17 protein-coding genes are annotated in these 18068 nt (G+C 61.1%); 15 read left to right on the top strand and 2 right to left on the bottom strand.

Annotated features, from left to right (window positions below; all coding sequences use genetic code 11):
• Nucleotides 1-73: 73 nt before the first annotated feature.
• From FHT82_RS00975 to FHT82_RS01020, 10 genes are all read left to right on the top strand, one after another.
• Nucleotides 74-1342, top strand: coding sequence for a DUF763 domain-containing protein (locus FHT82_RS00975; RefSeq protein ID WP_183725454.1), 1269 nt, complete (start codon nucleotides 74-76; stop codon nucleotides 1340-1342).
• A gap of 220 nt (nucleotides 1343-1562) precedes the next feature.
• Nucleotides 1563-1835, top strand: coding sequence for an acylphosphatase (locus FHT82_RS00980; RefSeq protein ID WP_183725456.1), 273 nt, complete (start codon nucleotides 1563-1565; stop codon nucleotides 1833-1835).
• A 149-nt stretch (nucleotides 1836-1984) separates the two neighbouring features.
• Entirely contained in the window at nucleotides 1985-2626 is a 642-nt protein-coding gene (locus tag FHT82_RS00985; protein WP_183725465.1) for a Rieske 2Fe-2S domain-containing protein, read from the top strand.
• Nucleotides 2626-3471, top strand: a complete 846-nt coding sequence (locus FHT82_RS00990; RefSeq protein ID WP_183727203.1) for an aromatic ring-hydroxylating dioxygenase subunit alpha — start codon at nucleotides 2626-2628, stop codon at nucleotides 3469-3471. Before FHT82_RS00985 ends, FHT82_RS00990 begins: the two co-directional genes overlap by 1 nt.
• On the top strand, nucleotides 3468-4127 hold the full coding sequence (locus tag FHT82_RS00995) for a glutathione S-transferase family protein (protein ID WP_183725467.1): 660 nt from the start codon (nucleotides 3468-3470) through the stop codon (nucleotides 4125-4127). Before FHT82_RS00990 ends, FHT82_RS00995 begins: the two co-directional genes overlap by 4 nt.
• Before the next feature lies 1 nt (nucleotide 4128).
• Nucleotides 4129-5508: an amidohydrolase gene (locus FHT82_RS01000; RefSeq protein ID WP_183725469.1), complete on the top strand. Its 1380-nt coding sequence runs from the start codon at nucleotides 4129-4131 to the stop codon at nucleotides 5506-5508.
• A 23-nt stretch (nucleotides 5509-5531) separates the two neighbouring features.
• The gene (locus tag FHT82_RS01005; protein WP_183725471.1) at nucleotides 5532-6632 is read left to right on the top strand and encodes a BMP family ABC transporter substrate-binding protein; all 1101 of its coding nucleotides are present in this window, start codon (nucleotides 5532-5534) and stop codon (nucleotides 6630-6632) included.
• A gap of 3 nt (nucleotides 6633-6635) precedes the next feature.
• On the top strand, nucleotides 6636-8159 hold the full coding sequence (locus FHT82_RS01010; RefSeq protein WP_183725473.1) for an ABC transporter ATP-binding protein: 1524 nt from the start codon (nucleotides 6636-6638) through the stop codon (nucleotides 8157-8159).
• Nucleotides 8156-9256 (top strand): ABC transporter permease, encoded by a 1101-nt coding sequence (locus tag FHT82_RS01015; protein WP_183725474.1) that lies wholly within the window; start codon nucleotides 8156-8158, stop codon nucleotides 9254-9256. The genes FHT82_RS01010 and FHT82_RS01015 overlap by 4 nt, the downstream gene beginning before the upstream one ends.
• Complete coding sequence (locus FHT82_RS01020) at nucleotides 9253-10164, top strand: ABC transporter permease (protein WP_183725476.1); 912 nt, start codon at nucleotides 9253-9255, stop codon at nucleotides 10162-10164. Before FHT82_RS01015 ends, FHT82_RS01020 begins: the two co-directional genes overlap by 4 nt.
• A gap of 41 nt (nucleotides 10165-10205) precedes the next feature.
• Here FHT82_RS01020 and FHT82_RS01025 read toward each other — a convergent pair whose 3' ends face one another.
• Together FHT82_RS01025 and FHT82_RS01030 are read right to left on the bottom strand one after the other, a co-directional pair.
• A complete protein-coding gene (locus tag FHT82_RS01025) occupies nucleotides 10206-11120 on the bottom strand; it encodes a proline iminopeptidase-family hydrolase (protein WP_183725478.1) in 915 nt (304 codons plus the stop codon).
• 53 nt (nucleotides 11121-11173) lie between these two features.
• Nucleotides 11174-11956 carry a LuxR family transcriptional regulator gene (locus FHT82_RS01030; protein WP_183725480.1) on the bottom strand — a complete coding sequence of 261 codons (783 nt, stop codon included), beginning with the start codon at nucleotides 11954-11956 and terminating at the stop codon, nucleotides 11174-11176.
• Between the two features lie 125 nt (nucleotides 11957-12081).
• On the opposite strand from FHT82_RS01030, the gene FHT82_RS01035 reads away from it, so the two are divergent.
• From FHT82_RS01035 to FHT82_RS01055, 5 genes are read left to right on the top strand one after another with little or no spacing between them, the layout of a single operon-like run.
• Nucleotides 12082-12972, top strand: coding sequence for a proline iminopeptidase-family hydrolase (locus FHT82_RS01035; RefSeq protein ID WP_183725481.1), 891 nt, complete (start codon nucleotides 12082-12084; stop codon nucleotides 12970-12972).
• A gap of 51 nt (nucleotides 12973-13023) precedes the next feature.
• Nucleotides 13024-13962 carry an ABC transporter permease gene (locus tag FHT82_RS01040; protein ID WP_183725483.1) on the top strand — a complete coding sequence of 313 codons (939 nt, stop codon included), beginning with the start codon at nucleotides 13024-13026 and terminating at the stop codon, nucleotides 13960-13962.
• Nucleotides 13959-14810 (top strand): ABC transporter permease, encoded by an 852-nt coding sequence (locus FHT82_RS01045; RefSeq protein WP_183725485.1) that lies wholly within the window; start codon nucleotides 13959-13961, stop codon nucleotides 14808-14810. Before FHT82_RS01040 ends, FHT82_RS01045 begins: the two co-directional genes overlap by 4 nt.
• Nucleotides 14807-16510 carry an ABC transporter ATP-binding protein gene (locus FHT82_RS01050; protein WP_183725487.1) on the top strand — a complete coding sequence of 568 codons (1704 nt, stop codon included), beginning with the start codon at nucleotides 14807-14809 and terminating at the stop codon, nucleotides 16508-16510. Before FHT82_RS01045 ends, FHT82_RS01050 begins: the two co-directional genes overlap by 4 nt.
• A 19-nt stretch (nucleotides 16511-16529) precedes the next feature.
• Entirely contained in the window at nucleotides 16530-18044 is a 1515-nt protein-coding gene (locus FHT82_RS01055; RefSeq protein ID WP_183725488.1) for an ABC transporter substrate-binding protein, read from the top strand.
• The last annotated feature ends 24 nt before the right edge of the window (nucleotides 18045-18068 follow it).

The raw sequence follows: 18068 nt of genomic DNA on the forward strand, positions 1-18068 counted from the left end.
CCGATTTTGACGGATAGCTGTTTTATCGAGCGATCGGATCCGTCGTAGCAGATCGTAGGCAGAAAGAGGAAGCATGTCGCAAAGAGCGGGCAGCGCCGACCTCCCCCTTCACGGAGGCCGCGTGCCACCATGGCTGGGCAACCGCATGACCACGCTTGGCGCGCTGATCACCGAGGCGATCGTTCACCATTACGGGCGTGACGAGTTTCTGCAACGGCTCGCCCATCCCTTCTGGTTCCAGTCCTTCGGCGCCGTCATGGGCATGGACTGGCATTCCTCCGGCATCACGACCAGCGTGCTCGGCGCGCTGAAGCGCGGGCTGAAGCCGCTATCGAAAGAACTCGGCCTGCACGTCTGCGGCGGGCGCGGTGCGCAATCGCGCAAGACGCCGGACGAACTGATGGCGATCGGCGATCGCACCGGTCTTGACGGTGCCGGCCTTGCAAAGACAAGTCGCCTGGTCGCCAAGGTGGATAGCGCGGCGGTGCAGGATGGTTTCGATCTCTATCTGCACGGCTTCATCGTTGCCGATGACGGGCATTGGGTGATCGTTCAGCAAGGTATGAACGGCGACAAGCGTCAGGCGCGGCGCTATCACTGGTTTTCCGAAGGACTGGAGAGCTTCGTCAACTCCCCGCATGCGGCCATCGAAGGCCGCTCGCAAGGCGAGATCATCAATCTGGCCGACCGACGCGCGGAAAAATCCCGCCACGATCAGCTCGATCTTCTCACAGCGCTTGGGCCAGACCGCATTGTCCGCGAGGCGGCAGCCCTTGCCCTGGCCGCCGATCCTGCGCCCGCGCTGGAGCCAGTCGAACAGCCGATGCTGCCGCATCTCATCATGCCCGCCCATCACGACGTGCGCGAAAGCGACGTCAATATGCGGCGTCTGCACGGCAACCTTGCCGCAGCTGCCGATCGCGGACCGGTCGATTTCGAGGATCTTCTTCTCGTGCCCGGCGTTGGCGCCCGCACAGTCAAGGCGCTGGCGCTCGTCGCCGAAGTCGTGCATGGCGCGCCCTGCCGCTTTTCCGATCCCGCCCGCTTTTCCATCGCCCACGGCGGCAAGGACAGGCATCCCTTCCCCGTACCGCTCAAGGTCTACGACGAAACGATCAATGTGATGAAATCGGCGGTCATGAGAGGCAAACTTGGTCGCGAGGAGGAACTGCAGGCCCTGCGCCGTCTGGACGACCAATCGCGCAGCATGGAGCGCTACGTCACCGGCCCTGACCTCAAGGAAATCGTCGCCGGCGAATTCCGGCAATCCTCCGCCTTCGGCGGCCGAAGCGTCTTTGGCTGGGAACAGCCGACTGGCGCACCTTCGGGAGAGAGTGATTGACAGAAGCGTCCCAGTCCTGAGGTCTCTCTCTCTCCATTTTTTCCGAAACGGCCAGCCGATCAGCAGCTTAACCCAGGCCTCGACATCGTCGCCGCTGCTCATGTCAGGGCGTCGCCGCCTTCCAGCGTCGATGCTGCCAGAATAGAGCGTACAATCAGCCCCTTTCACAAACGCGCCGAGCCGCTATGCTGTCATCGCAGACTGAAGGATGGATAATTCAATGATGCAGGCACGGCAGGGGGAGTTGCGCGAGCGGATGACGATCCTTGGCGATGTCAATTCTGCCTCATTCGTCCCATGGATCCGTCGCCATGCTGACAAGCTCGGACTGTCCCAGGATTTCTTTCACACCGGAGCCGACCGAATCGAGCTTGAGGTCGCGGGACCTGTGGAACTGATCGACATGCTGGAAATGGGGTGTTCGCTCGGCCCGATCGATGTCTGGGTGGACGAGATTCAGCGCAAGATTGTAGATCCGACCGATACACCGTAATGCGGCAGCATTGATCTGCTGCCTTTAATTTAATCATTGTTGCTAATGCGATTTTTTTATGCAAGCCTCTGGCAACTGAGGTCGCGAGCTCGGCAACAGTGCGCGGCCAGCGGCGCTAAGGTATTGGTAAAATTGAGGAACTGAAAGTTATGCCATCTGATACGGCCGGCTCCTGGACGCCTGTCGCCCTTTCTGCTGATCTGCCGCCGGCAACCGTTATACCGGCATGGACGCCAGCAGGATCGATCGCCCTCTGGCGCAGTCAATGGGGGCGCGCATCGGCATCGTCGGATCGCTGTCCGCATCGCGGGATGCGATTGTCCCACGGCTTCGTGCGCGGCGAGGTCCTCTCCTGCATCTATCATGGCTGGAGCTACTCTCCGGCGGGAGGATGCGTTCGCATTCCCGCCCATCCCGATCTCGTGCCGCCGGAAACGATCCGCGTCGCGGTCCAGACAGTCGAAGAATTGGATGGCGTCATATGGGTCGCTGCTGGCCAGCCGGCAACGCAGCCGCCGCGCCTTGGCGATCTCATTCCATTGCGCTCGCTGACGGCCGAGGCCGGCATCGCGGAAATCGAAGCTGTGGCCGGCGCAAAGGCGAATGCCGACGGACTTATCAGCGTCGCGGATTATCCATGGGTCCGGCTGTTGCCGACGCCACAGGGGGATTGCACGCTGGTTCATCTCCTGATCGAGCAAAGTCGCAGCATTGAGGATCGGGTTGCCGCGTCCCGCATTGCCGAAGCCCTGCGCCGCCGGGCGGAAGCACGCCAGAAGGAGGCCGCATGATGAAGGCCGGCGCGATGATCGACGAATGGTATCCGGTCGGCCTTTTCAGCCGGCTCACCGAGACGGGAAACAAGACCGCGCTGATGGGCGAACCGATCGAGGTGGCACGCGCGCAGGACGGAGCGGCGCGCGTAACATCCGGCGATGGGCGCGCACTCCCTGTCCGTGTTCGCTACGGCCATGTCTGGTCTTCCCTCGGCAATCCCGTCAAGGAGCTTTTTGCCATTCCCGAAGCGGATCAGCCCGGCCGCCGTTTCGTCGATGTCGGCGGGGTGCGGGTGCGCTGCTCGCCGCTACGGGCGGTCGAGAACTTCCTCGACATTGCCCATTTCCCCTTCGTCCATACCGACATTCTCGGCGCCGAGCCCCATACGGAGGTCGAAAACTACAAGGTAGAAATCCGCGAAGATGAGGATGAGGTCTGGGCGACGCAGGTGAAATTCTACCAGCCGCAGGCAGCCAAGTCGGCAACCGGCGGCATTACCACCGAATATATGTACCGCGTCCCGGCACCGACCTGCTCAGTGCTCTACAAGACCTGCCCTCCCCGGCCCGGCGAATGGGATGTCATTACCCTCTTCGTCCAGCCGCTTGCGGAGGACCTCTGTGACGTATGGCCATGGATGGCCCTTTTCGACGACGAAACGCCCATGACAGACCTCATCCATTTTCAACAGATGATTTTTCTGCAGGATCGCTCGATCCTCGAAAACCAGATCCCGGCACTTCTGCCGCTCGATCCCGGCATGGAAATCCCGACCCGGGCCGATCTCACATCGGTTGCTTACCGGCGCTGGCTGAAGCGTCACAACTATACCTACGGGGCACAGTTGGTCGCGCAATGAAGCTCTACGACTACATTCTCTCTCCGAGCTGCTACAAGATTCGCCTGATGGCGGCGATCCTCGGCATCAAGCTGGATATCCGACCAGTCGATTTTCATCCCGGCGCCGAACATCGCGGTCCTGAGCTGCTTGCGCTCAATCCCGCTGGCTCTATCCCAATCCTTGAAGACGGCGATCTCGTCCTGACGGAATCCTCCGCCATTCTCGCCTATCTCGCCGCCGGAAACGCCCCGGAATGGCTGGGCACCGGCACGCCTGAAGAGACGGCGCGGGTCCAGCAATGGCTCTCCTTCTCGCATCGGCTGACGGCTAATCTCGGCGGTGCGCGACTGCATGAAATGCTTCTGCGCCCCGGCAATATCGAGATCCTGCAGGCGCAGGGGATTGCAGCGCTGCGAGAATTGGAAGCCAGTCTCTTCGAACAGCAGCTTCGCGGCATGCGCTTCCTGGCGTCGAACCGCGCCACGATCGCCGATATCGCCTGCTTCCCTTATGTGGCGCTGGCGCCCGATGGCGGCATCTCGCTCGATCCATACCCAACGATCCGGCTCTGGCTGCGTGCCATCCGCAGCATCGACGGCTTCATCGAAATGCCCGGCATTCACAGGTTGCACGAGCTGAAACCCGATCCTCATCCCGCAAAGGAGGAGAGGTGAGATGGCCGGCTACCTCCTGAAAAATTGCGCAGCCGTCATCGTCGACGAGGGCAGTGGCCCGGCCGTACACCGGAATGTCGATCTGCTCACGGATGGTCCGGCGATCCAGGCGATCGGAGCGAACCTGCCGGCCGAAACACTGCCCGCCGGCACGATCGTCCAGGACGCGACCGGCTGGTTCGTCTATCCGGGGCTCGTCAACACGCACCATCACTTCTTCCAGTGCTTCGTGCGCAACCGGGCCGATCTCGACTGGACGAAGCTGTCGGTCATCGAATGGCTCGATCGGATCTACCCGATCTTCTCGCGGCTGACCGAGGATTGCTTCTACCATTCGTCAGTCACGGCCATGGCCGAGATGATCAAGCATGGCTGCACCACGGCCTTCGATCATCAATATTGCTTTCCTCGGCACGCCGGAAAGCGCCTAATCGATCGCCAGTTCGAGGCCGCCGAGCTTCTTGGCATGCGTTTCCACGCGGGGCGTGGCGGCAACACGCTGCCGAAATCCGAGGGCTCGACGATCCCGGATGCCATGCTGGAGACGACGGATGAGTTCATCGCCGATTGCGCCCGGCTGATCGACAGCTACCACGATGCCGCTTCCTTCAGCATGCGGCAGGTGGTCGTCGCGCCTTGCCAGCCAGTCAATTGTTATCGCGAAACCTTCGTTGAATCGGTCGCATTGGCCCGCGATCGCGGCGTGCTAATGCACACGCATGTCGGCGAGGGCGAAAGCCCCGTGATCGAGGCACGGTACGGGATGCGTACGGTCGACTACTGCGCCGAACTCGGCTTTGCCGGCCCCGACACTTTCTATGCCCATTGCTGGGAGCTGACACACGACGAATTGCGAAAGATGGCGGCAAGCGGCACAGGTGTCTCTCATTGCCCCGAGCCGGTCTATCTTGTCGGCGCAGAGGTGACCGATATTCCGGCAATGTCCGCCTTTGGCCTGCGCATCGGGCTCGGCTGCGATGGCGCTGCCTCGAACGACAATTCAAACCTCATGCACTGCATCCATTCCGCCTACATGCTGCAATGCCTGACAGCATCGACGCGCACCCATCCGGTCCCGGCACCCGTCGACTTCCTGAACTATGCGACGGCGGGCGGCGCAAGCCTGCTGGGCCGCAGCGATATCGGGCGCCTTGCCCCCGGCATGGCCGCCGATCTCTTTGCAATCGATACGCGGCGGATGGACTATGTCGGCACGCGGCATGACCCGCTGAGCCTGATAGCAAAGGTCGGCATCGGCATGCCGACCGATCTCACCATGATTAATGGACGGATCGTCTGGCAGGCCGGTGAATTCGCCGGCCTCGACGAATTCAAGCTTTTCGCGGACGCCGAAGCAGCACTCGCGACTGTGGAATTCTGAACAACCAAAAGAGGGGAACTGACATGTCCAACAATCTGACCCGCAGAACACTGATGAAGAATGCGGCTGCCGCCAGTCTCGCAACGGCCTTTGCCGGCCGCTCCGCATTTGCGGCCGACGAACCGCTCGGCATCGCCCTCGTCGTTCCCTCGCCGATCGGCGACGTCGGCTGGGGCCATGCCCTTGCCGCCGGCCTCGATCCGATCAAGGCAGCCTATGGCGACAAGGTGAAGGTCACCATCCTCGAGAACATCGCCGAAGGGCCGGATGCGGATCGCATCATGAACAAGACGGTCGCCGATGGAAACCATTTCCTGATCGCCGGCTCCTTCGGCTATCAGAACGGTGCGCTGCAGATCGCCCGCCGCAATCCGAAGGTAACGGTCCTGCATGCCTCTGGCTTCCAGGTCGCGCCGAACTTCTCGCCCTTCGCCGCCAAATATTTCCAGGGAACCTACCTGCTCGGCATGGCGGCAGCAGCCTTGTCCAAGACCGGCAAGCTCGGCTCGGTTTCGGCCTTCGCCATTCCCGAACTGATCACCTCCATCAACGCCTTCACGCTCGGCGCACAGTCCGTCAAGCCCGACATCGAAGTGTCCGTCGTCTGGGTCAATTCCTGGTTCGATCCGGCAAAGGAGCAGGAAGCCGCCAAGGCGCTGATTGCGCAGGGTTGCGATGTGATCTTCTCGAACGCGCAAGATACGCCTTCGGTGATCTCAGCCTGCGAGGAAGCTGGCATCTATGCCTTCAACCTAAACTCCTCGATGAAGAAATATGCCGAAAAGACCTATCTCGGCTGCGTTGCCACCGACTGGTCGCCCTTCTTCAAGGCTTCGGTCGATGCCCATCTCGCCGGCACCTTCAAGGGCGCCAACACCTTCCTCGGCGTTGCCGACAAGGTCGTCGAAGTCGTCGACTGGAACCCGGCAATCCCGGCCGATACGATGACGAAGATCAAGGAAGTCGAAGCCAAGATTGCCGATGGCAGCTTCTCGCCCTTCACCGGCCCAATCACCAAGGCCGACGGCAGCGAAGGTGCTGCTTCGGGTGCGACGCTGACGGACGCCCAGATCGTCGCGATGGACTGGCACGTCAAGGGTGTCACGACGCCGCTGCCGAAGTAAACCATGGTGAGCCCGCTCCTGTCGCTGCGCGGCATTTCCAAGAGCTACGGCCAGATCCGTGCGAACCAGCAGATCGACCTCGACGTCGCTCCCTGCTCGATCCATGCCATTCTCGGAGAAAACGGGGCTGGCAAATCGACCCTGATGAAGCTGATCTACGGCGTCGAACAGCCGGACAGCGGAACCGCCGCCTGGAACGGGCAGAACCTCAGCCTTGCCTCTCCCGCAGAGGCAAGGCGCGCCGGCATCGGCATGGTCTTTCAGCACTTCTCGCTGTTCGAAAGCCTGACGGTCGTCGAGAACATCAGGCTCATCGTGTCCGGCAAAACGCGCGAACTTGAGGAACGCATTCGCAAGCTCGGGAATGAATTCGGCCTCGAGGTCGATCCGCTCGCAGATGTGCATTCGCTTTCGGTCGGCGAACGGCAACGGGTGGAGATCATCCGATGCCTGATGACCGACCCAAAACTGCTGATCCTCGACGAGCCGACATCGGTGCTGCCGCCGCAGGCCGTGGAGAAGCTTTTCGAGACATTGCGTCGGTTGCGTGACGGCGGCGTCTCCATCCTCTTCATCTCGCACAAGCTGGAGGAAATCCAGTCGCTCTGCGACCGCGCCACGATCCTGCGCGGCGGGCGCGTGACCGGCCGTGTCGATCCGCGCGAACATGACGCTCACGAGCTTGCACGCATGATGATCGGCCGTGACATGCCGGAGCCCATGCCGGCGCTGCCTTTGGCTGAAGGAGAGAAGCGTCTGGAGCTTATCGGCCTCGACTATAGGCCGGCTGATCCTTTCGCCGTGCCGCTCGCCAATGTCAGCTTGACCCTGCGCGCCGGCGAGATCCTCGGCATTGCCGGGATTTCGGGAAATGGTCAAAGCGAACTCGCCGGCCTGATTTCGGGCGAAACCATCCTGCCGCGGGCTCAACGCGACCAGATTTTCATGATGGGTAAGGATGTCGGCACGCTCGATTCTGCCGCGCGTCGTCAGCTGGGCTTCGCCTTCGTCCCGGAGGATCGTCTCGGCCGGGGTGCGGTTCCCGAAATGTCGCTCACCCTCAACAGCCTGCTGACGGCCCACCCCTTGAACCTCGTCAAGCGCGGCCTTCTCGACAAGGCGCAGGCAACCGACTTCACCAATAACTGTATCCGGGATTATGACGTGCGCACGCGCGGTCCCGAAGCGGAAGCCGGTTCGCTTTCCGGCGGCAACCTGCAGAAATTCATCGTCGGGCGCGAAATCATGCTGGCGCCAAAGCTTCTTTTCCTCGCCCAACCCACATGGGGCGTCGATATTGGTGCGGCCTCGGCGATCCGCAAGCGGCTCGTCACCCTTCGCAATGAAGGCATGGCGATCCTCGTCATTTCCGAGGAGCTCGAGGAACTGTTCGAGCTCAGCGATTTCATACAGGTCCTGCATCACGGCACGCTGAGCCCGCCGCTCGTCACGCGCGACACCAAACCCGAGGAGATCGGCCGATACATGATCGGAGCACAGTTACAGCGCGAGAAGGCCACCGCATGAGCAGACCCTTTTTCGCTGCCCTGCCCATACTGGTGCGCCGCGAGCGCGCTTCGCTTGCCGCTACCCTGCTCGCCCCGCCGATCGCGCTGATCATTACCATCACTCTCAATCTCGGCCTCTATATCGCCATGGGTCGCGATCCAGCCGCGGTCATCTATGCGATGCTGATCGAGCCCTTCTTTTCCTGGGCGTCATTCTCCGAGGTGCTCCTGAAGACCGGACCGTTATTGCTTATCGCACAGGGACTTGCGATCGGCTTCCGCGCCAAGGTCTTCAATATCGGCGCCGAAGGGCAATTCGTGCTCGGGGCAATCTTTGCCTCCGCCATTCCGATCTGGTGGCCTGACGCCACCGGTCAATGGATTTGGCCGGCGATGCTGCTGCTCGGCACCATCGGCGGCGCGCTCTGGGCATCCCTCACCGCCTTCTGGCGCGTCCGGCTCAATGCCAACGAAATCCTCGTCTCGCTGATGCTGAGCTTCGTTGCCGCGCAGCTTCTCAACTATCTGTTGCTCGGCCCCTGGAAGGATCCGAACGGATTCAATTTCCCGCAGTCGGTCATGTTTCAGTATGACGCGATGGTGCCGATCCTGATCGAGGGCACGCGCGTCAATGTCTCGCTGATCCTTGCCGTTCTGCTGTCGATTGGCGCGTGGATCTTCATGCAGAAGAGCTTCATCGGCTATAAATTGCAGGTCGGTGGGCTGGCGCCACGTGCGGCAAGCTATGCCGGCTTCAAAGAGGGCTGGGCGATCTGGCTTTCGCTGCTGATCGGTGGCGCGGCCGCCGGTCTTGCGGGTGCAGCCGAAGTCGCTGGCCCGCTCGGCCAGCTGCAGCGCTCGATCTCGACCGGTTACGGCTATGCGGCGATCATCGTCGCCTATCTCGGCGGATTGCATCCGATCGGCATCGTCATATCCTCGGTCGTCATGGCCGCACTTTATATCGGCGGCGACAATGCCATGGTGTCCGCCAATCTGCCGATCGCCGCCGTGCGCGTTTTCCAGGGCAGCCTGCTTCTCATTTACCTCATCGCCATCGCCTTTGTGCGCTACCGCCTTGCGTGGCGACCGACCGCCATCAGGAGCCCGACATGAACGCCATCGAGTTCATCCTGGCCGGAATGCTGGCGGCCGCGACACCCTTTCTACTGGCGGCGCTCGGCGAACTGGTGGTCGAACGCGCCGGAGTGCTTAATCTCGGTGTCGAAGGCTTGATGGCATTCGGCGCCGTCATCGCCTTCATCATCGTCTATCATGGCGGCGGCCACATTCTCGCGTTTCTCGCGGCCGGGCTCGGTGGCATCCTGCTATCGCTGATCTTTGCGGGGGTCATCCTTGGCTTCAACGCAAACCAGGTCGCGACGGGGCTTGCGATCGGCATTCTCGGCCAGGGCCTGTCGGCGCTGTTCGGCAAGAGCTATGAAAGCCTGACGGTCAAGGCATTGCCGAAGATAGCCATCCCCGGCCTTTCGGACATTCCCGTCATCGGCGGCCTCTTCACCCAGGATATCATCGTCTGGCTTTCGCTTCTGGTGACCGTCGCGATCTGGGCAAGTTTTGCCTATAGCAAGGTTGGGCTGGTCATTCGCGCCGTCGGCGAAAACCCGAAAGCCGCCCACGCCATCGGTTATCCTGTTATCGCCGTGCGTTTCGCCGCCGTGGCATTCGGCGGCATGATGGCGGGCTTTGCCGGCGCCTATGCATCGACGATCTATACGCCGCTCTGGGCGGACGGAATGATCGCCGGCCGCGGCTGGATCGCCATTGCGCTTGTCGTCTTCGGAACCTGGCTGACCGGCCGGATCTTTCTCGGAGCCTGCCTCTTCGGTGCCGTATCGCTGATGGGGCTTGCCGCGCAGGCAACCGGGCTCGACCTGCCCTCGCAACTGCTGGCCTGCCTGCCCTACCTGGTAACGATCATCGTGCTCGGCATCATCTCGGCAGACCGCCGACTGCTGAAGCTCAACGGCGTCGCCTCACTCGGCGAACCGTTCGAGCGGTAAAGAAGACGCGGGCAGCGCCAGCGGCGCAGGCCGCCGAGCGATCAATCATGCCTGGTAAGGAAGGCCGAGACGACGTCGAGGCAAAGCTCCTTTTCCTCGACATGCGGCATGTGGCTGGAATTCTCGAAGAGCACCCATTCGCAACCTTTGACGCGATCGACATAGGGTTTGACGACCAGCGGCGTCGCCTCATCATATTTGCCGGAGATCAAAAGCGTTGGCGCCGCGATGAGCGGCAGGCGATCCTCGATCGTCCAGTCCTTCATCGTGCCGATGACGTGGAATTCGGTCGGGCCGTTCATGTTGCGGTAGACGGTATTGTCTTCGTCCATGATCGCGAAGGTGCGCGCGACCTCCGGCGGCCAGGGCACGACGCGGCAGACATGCCGATCGTAGAAGACACGCGAGGCGGCGACATAGTCGGGGTCGGTGATGGTGCCGGCTTCCTCATGCTTCAGCAGCGCATCTTGCACTTCCTGCGGCAACTCCTCGCGCAGGCGGTTTGCCTCCGCCACCCAGGTGTGCATGTTGGCCGGCGAGTTGGCGATGACGAGCGCCTTCAGGCCTTTCGGCTGGCGCACGGCATGTTCGGCACCGAGCATGCCGCCCCAGGACTGGCCGAGGAAGGCGTAGCGATCCTGAATGCCGAGATGTTTCAGCAGCGCGTCGAGCTCTTCGAGAAAGAGCGACGGCGTCCAGAAATCCGGTCCCTTTTCAAGCAGGCGCGTGGAGTTGCCGTTGCCGAGCTGATCGTAATGAATGATCGCGCGGCCATCGAGCTCGGCTACACCTTTGAAGGAATCGACGTAGTCATGCGTGCAGCCGGGGCCGCCATGGGCGACGACAAGCGGCAGTTTTTGAGAATCCAGTGAACCGGTGATGCGATACCATGTCTGGTATTCGCGAAATGGCAGATAGGCTTCCTTCGTCGGAACTGCGGCCACAAGTCTCTCCATCCTAGGTGCAACGATGAAAGACCATAGCGTCGCCGAAACGGTGAAGGCAGCTATCAGAAGTTATAGGATGGTCGTTCTTCCAGCAGACGGTAGTGCGTGGCGCGCACCACGGCCTGTGTGCGGTTGCGGGCGCCGAGCTTCTTGGCCGCGGCATTGAGATGCATGACGACTGTCGGCACCGACCGGTCGATGATGCGGGAAATCTCCTTGGCCGAAAGGCCATCGGCGGAATGGCGCAGACACTCGCGCTCCCGCTCCGTCAGGCGGATCTTCCCGACGCTCAGCGCCTTGGCGTCGAAAAGCGAATAGGCAGCCTCGTGAAAGACATGGGCCAGCAGGTTGAAATCGGCAATGTAGCGCAGTGCATGACGCTCGAAATCGCTGTTGGCACCGAAGCGAATACCGGTCACGGTCGCATAGTCGCCGCGCGGCATATGGACGGGAACAGTCACACCCGTCGACATGTCGCGCTCGCTGAGATAGCGCGTTACCGGCGCCGTGTCGTCGCTCATGAAACGGTTGATGAGGGTGTCCGCATCCCTGTCGTAATTCCAAAAGAAGGGGGCTGAGGTACGCAACGCCACCTGCTGCACGGGATCAATGCGGAAATAGCCGCGATCGAACCAGTATTCCCGCATGTCCTCGGAAATATTGCGCAACTTCAAGAGCGAAGGGACCATGATCCCGCCGTCGAGGTCGTAAGGCACCGGCGTGTAGTCGTAGATCAGGGCCTCGAAGCCGATCCCTTTCATCGCCTCGAAAACCTGATCGATACGACCATCAAGGGTCTGATGGATGGCGAATTGCCGTCTGATCGTTCCGATTTCGTCAAGCATGGCAGGCTCCCGGTCGGTGGTTTACCACCCTATCACTTCTTATAGCTGGCGAAGACTGAGGTTTAAGGTAAAAATTTAGCCATGCCCAATTATTGAGCAAGCGAAATCTTCTGCCGGAGCGGTCAATGTGGCGTGAAATCGAGCCCGAGGCGCGACATGAAATCGAAGTCGACGGCTATAAGGTGGTCGCCTACAGTTTTGGAAGCGGTAGCGAGACTATATTCTGCCTGAACGGCGGCCCCGGCCTGCCCTGCGACTACCTGCGTGAGGCTCATTCCTGCCTCATCGATAAGGGCTACCGCGTGGTGGCTTTCGATCAGCTCGGCACCGGCGCCTCCGACCGGCCGACGGACCGATCGCTTTGGACCATCGGCCGCTATGTCGAAGAGACGGAGACGGTGCGCAAGGCGCTCGGCCTCGGCAAAGTGCATATGCTTGGTCATTCCTGGGGCGGGTGGCTGGCGATCGACTATGCGCTGACCTATCCGGAAAACCTGCAGACGCTGATCCTCGAAGACACTGTCGCCGACATGCCGCATCTGATTTCCGAACTGGAGCGGCTGCGCGCGGCCCTCGGTCCGGAGACGGTGGCGATGATGCAGAAACACGAGGCGCAGGGCACCTACAATCATCCGGAATATCTGGCGGCGGTGACGATCCTCAATTACCGCCATGTCTGCCGCTTGCCGGAATGGCCGGCCCCCGTGCGCCGCTCTCTCGACGACTGGAACATGGGGCCTTACGAAACCATGCAGGGGCCGAACGAGTTCCTCTATATCGGCAATCTGAAGGACTGGAACCGGATTCCCGACCTGCCGCGTGTGACGACGCCGGTGCTGATCACGACTGGCGAGCATGACGAACTGACACCGGCCTGCGCGCTGCGGATGAAGCTTGCCCTGCCGAACGTCGAACTCAAGGTCTTCGCCAATGCCAGCCACATGCCCTTCTATGAAAATCCGCATGATTATTATCCGGCGCTGGTCGATTTTCTATCGCGGCACAGGGCAAGCTGATGCAGGGTAAGGTGATCGGTACCCGACGAAGACAAGGGGGCGAGCGCCGCCATGCATCGTTATAAGTTCATACTGACCCGGCCGGTTCAGTTTCTGCCCGTTATCTTCGGCATCAGTGTCATCACCTTCATTCTGGTGCGGCTGATCCCCGGTGATCCCGCCCGCAACATTCTCGGCACGCGCGCCACGCCGACCGCACTTGCCAATATCCGAGCCCAATATGGCCTCGATCAGCCGATGTGGCTGCAATATTTCTATTTCCTCAAAAACCTCGTAAATGGCGAGATGGGCAAGTCGATCCTCTACAAGATCGATGTGCTGCCGCTGATCGCAACCCGCATCGAGCCGACGATCGCGCTAGTGCTGACCAGCGTCATTCTGTCGATCCTGATCGCCGTGCCGATGTCAGCGATTGCCGCCCGCAATTCCGGCCGGGCGCCTGATCATGTAGTACGCGTCATCTCCACATTCGGGATCGGCTTTCCGCCCTTCTGGCTCGGCCTGATGCTGATCATTCTCTTCAGCGTCGAACTCGGCGTCCTGCCGGTCTCCGGCTACGGCACGACACTGGCCGACAAGCTCTCCCATCTCATACTGCCAAGCCTGACAGTGGCATTGTCGCTGTCTACGGTTCTCACCCGCAGCCTGCGCTCCGCCATGATCGAATCCTTGAAATCCGATGTGGCGACGGCGGCGCGCGCTCGCGGCATGCCTGAGAGCATCGTTTTCTGGCGTCACGTGCTGCCGAATTCGCTCGTGCCGACCATCAATCTTCTCGCCGTCAACATCGGCTGGCTGATCGGCGGCACGGTCGTCGTGGAAAGCGTCTTTGCCCTGCCCGGCATGGGGCAACTGCTGGTACGCGCCATCTTCTCGCGGGATTACATGGTCGTGCAGGGCGTTGCCATGACATTCGCGTGCGCCACCGTGCTCGTCAATTTCATCGCCGACATCGTCACCGTCGCTGTTGATCCGAGGGTGAAGCTATGAGCCTCGAAGCCATCGCTCCCCAGCCGGTCGCCTGGCGCCGTTTCCTCGGCCGCCGGCTGACGCTCGTGTTCGGCTCGGCCATTCTGCTGTTCTTCCTGCTTCTGGCGATCGCGGCCCCGCTGGTGGCGCCCTATGATCCGATCCTGCAGAATGCCGATGTCCGACTGCAGGGACCGTCACTCGCCCATCTCTTCGGCACGGATAATTTTGGCCGTGACATCCTCTCCCGCGTCATCTGGGGGGCACGCATCGATTTGCAGATCGCCGTCATCGGCGTCCTCTTCCCCTTCCTGATCGGCACGACCGTCGGCACCATCGCCGGCTTCTTCGGCGGCCTCGTCGATGCGATTTTCATGCGTCTCGTCGATATCATCCTCGCCTTCCCGTTCCTTGTGCTGATGCTGTCGATCATCGCAATCCTCGGGCCGGGTCTCAGCAGCTTTTATATCGCCATGGCGCTGGTCGGCTGGGTCTCCTATGCGCGCCTCATCCGCGCACAGATGCTGGTTCTGAAAAGCAGCGACTACGCGGTCGCAGCCGTCAGTCTCGGCATCAGCCGCACCCGCATCATGTTCCGCCATCTTCTGCCGAATGCGATTGCCGGCTCCATCGTCTTTTCCATGTCCGATGCCACATTGGTGCTGCTTAGCGGCGCGGCCGTCAGTTATCTCGGCCTCGGTGTGCAGCCGCCGCTTGCCGAATGGGGCGTCATGGTCGCGGAAGGCCAGAGCTTCATCACCACGGCCTGGTGGATCACGCTTTTCCCCGGCCTTTCGATTGTCTGCCTTGCCTTAGGTTTCAGCATGCTGGGTGATGCGCTCGGCGAACTTCTCGGAGTTCACGAATGAGCGCGTCAGTGCTTTCCGTCCGCGATCTGACGGTCAAGGTTCATCTTGATGGTGGCGTGCGCACGCTGATCGATCATGTTTCCTTGGATCTCGCTAAGGGCGAAATCCTCGGCCTCGTTGGCGAAAGTGGCTCGGGCAAGAGCCTGCTCTGCCGTTCGCTCGTCCGGCTGCTGCCCTCCTCGCTGATCAAGATCGAGGGCGGCACCGTCCTGCTCGAAGGACGCGACCTGACGACGGCAAGCGATGCCGAGATGCTCGATGTCCGTGGCGGCGAGATCGGCATGATCTTCCAGAACCCGACGAGCCATCTCGACCCGGTCATGCGCATCGGCGACCAGATTTCCGAAGGTATCCGCTATCACCAGAACCTGGGCGCGAAGGAAGCGCGGGCCGCCGCCATCGAGATCCTGACGCAGGTCGGCTTTCCCGATCCCGTGCGCCAGTATGACAGCTATCCGCACGAATTTTCGGGCGGCATGCGCCAGCGCGCGATGATCGGCGTGGCCCTCTCCTGCAATCCGAAAATCCTGATTGCCGACGAGCCGACGACGGCGCTCGACGTGACCATCCAGGCGCAGATCCTGAAGCTCTTGCTGGAGATCCGCGACAAGCGTGGCCTGTCGATCATCCTCATCACCCACGATCTCGGCATCGTCGCGCAGACCTGCGACCGCATCGCCGTTATGCGCAGCGGCAGGCTGCTCGAACAGGGACCGAAGCGCGCGATCCTCTCGCGGCCCCATGACCCCTATACGATCAATCTGATCAACAGCCATCCTTCCATGCCGGATGAGATGATCGTACCCGTTGCGGAAGTCGCCTCTCCCGCCGCATCGGCCAAACCTCTCCTCGAAATCGATGACCTGTATGTGCGGTTCAAGGCCGGTGGCAGTCTCTTTAAGGGCAGCACGAAGACGGTGAGTGCGGTTTCGGGCGTCAGCCTTCAGGTCATGTCTGGTGAGACCATCGGCATTGTCGGCGAATCCGGCAGCGGCAAGAGCACGCTCGCACGCGCCGTCCTCGGACTGACACCGATTTCCTCAGGCCATGTCTCTTTCGGCGGCATCGATCTTGCTCAGCAACGGGCAGCCGGTCTCGCAAAGCTGCGGCGCGAGACGGCCATGGTCTTCCAGGATCCCTATAACGCCCTCAATCCGCGGCTCACCATCGGCCAGATGCTTGCCGAAGTGCTGAAGGTGCAAGGCAAGGTTCCAGCCTCGGCCATTCCGGCGCGAATCGGTGAACTGCTCGATCTCGTCGGGCTGGAGCGGGAATTCGCCAATCGCAAGCCTCGCAGCATGAGCGGCGGCCAATGTCAGCGTGCCGGTATCGCTCGGGCGCTCGCCGTCGAGCCGAAGCTCATCATCGCAGACGAATGCGTCGCAGCCCTCGACGTGACCATCCAGGCCCAGATCATCGGGCTCTTTCGCGAACTGACCGCGAAGATGAACCTGACCCTGATGTTCATCGCCCATGACCTGGCGATCGTGCGCAATCTCTGCGAACGCGTCGTCGTCATGTATCGCGGCGAGATCGTCGAGGAAGGCCGTTCGGATGAGGTCTTCGCGCGGCCGAAGCACCCCTATACCGCGGCGCTGATTGCCGCCATCCCCGACATCGATCCGGACAAGCAGCTTCTGAGCGGTGCGAGCTCGGAAGACGAACTGATGTCGGTCCTGCCCGTCAAACGCATGCCATAACAACGAAGGGAACGAACGCATGATCACTAGAAGGAAATCAATCGGGCTTGCAGTGCTTCTTGCAGGCCTGACGCTCAGCACATCTTACGCCGAGGCCGCCGGCGTGCTTACCATCGGCCGCCGCGAGGATTCGACCACCTTCGATCCGATCAAGACGGCGCAGAACATCGACAACTGGGTCTTCTCCAACGTCTATGATGTATTGATCCGCGTCGACAAGACCGGCACCAAGCTGGAGCCCGGCCTTGCCGAAAGCTGGACGGTCTCCGACGACGGCCTGACCTATGTCTTCAAGATCCGCGACGCAAAATTCTCCGACGGTTCGCCGCTGACGGCCGAGGACGCCGCCTATAGCCTGCTGCGCATCCGCAATGACGAGGGTTCGCTCTGGAGCGATTCCTACAAGGTGATCGATACGGCTGTCGCCACTGACCCGCATACGCTGACAATCAAACTCAAGAACCCTTCCGCGCCCTTCCTGTCGACGCTGGCACTGCCGAATGCCTCCGTCATCTCCAAGGTCGGCATGGAATCCATGGGCGCGGACGCCTATGGCGAGAAACCGGTCGCGTCGGGTGCCTTTACCGTCGAGGAATGGCGTCGCGGCGACCGTATCATCCTGAAGAAGAACCCGAATTTCTGGCAGGCGGACCGGGTGAAGCTCGACGGGGTCGAGTGGATCTCGGTGCCTGACGACAATACCCGCATGCTGAACGTGCAGGCGGGCCAGCTCGATGCGGCCATTTTCGTACCCTTCTCGCGCGTCGAGGAGCTGAAGAAGGATGCCAATCTCAACGTGCTGATCGATCCTTCGACACGCGAAGATCATCTCCTGATCAACCATGCGCATGGTGATCTCGGCAAGAAGGACGTGCGCCAGGCTCTCGACCTGGCGATCGATAAGAAGGCAATCGTCGAGGCCGTCACCTTCGGCCAGGGCACGGTCGCCAATTCCTACATTCCGAAGGGTGCCCTATACCACTACGCCGACAATCTGCAGCGCCCCTATGATCCGGAAAAGGCCAAGCAGATGCTGGCTGATGCCGGCGTTTCCAATCTAACGCTGAACTACCTGATCCGCGCTGGCGACGAAGTGGATGAGCAGACGGCCGTTCTCGTGCAGCAGCAGCTAGCCAAGGCCGGCATCACCGCCAACCTGCAGAAGGTCGACCCCAGCCAGGAATGGGACATGACCGTTGCCGGCGATTACGACATCTCCGTCAATTACTGGACCAACGACATTCTCGACCCGGACCAGAAGACGACCTTCGTGCTCGGCCACGACTCCAACAACAACTACTCGACCAACTACAAGAACGAGGCGGTGAAGGAGCTGGTCGCCAAGGCCCGCCTGGAACTCGATCCGAAAAAGCGCGAGCAGATGTATATCGACCTGCAGAAGACGGCGAAGGACGACGTCAACTGGATCGACCTCTACTACAGCCCCTATATCAACGTGGCGCGCAAGAACGTCGACGACTTCTACCAGAACCCGCTTGGCCGTTTCTTCCTGGAAGACACGGTCAAGAACTGACAAATTGCGGATTTGCGATCATAC

The organism is Rhizobium sp. BK275 (assembly GCF_014193555.1).
GTDB lineage: Bacteria > Pseudomonadota > Alphaproteobacteria > Rhizobiales > Rhizobiaceae > Rhizobium.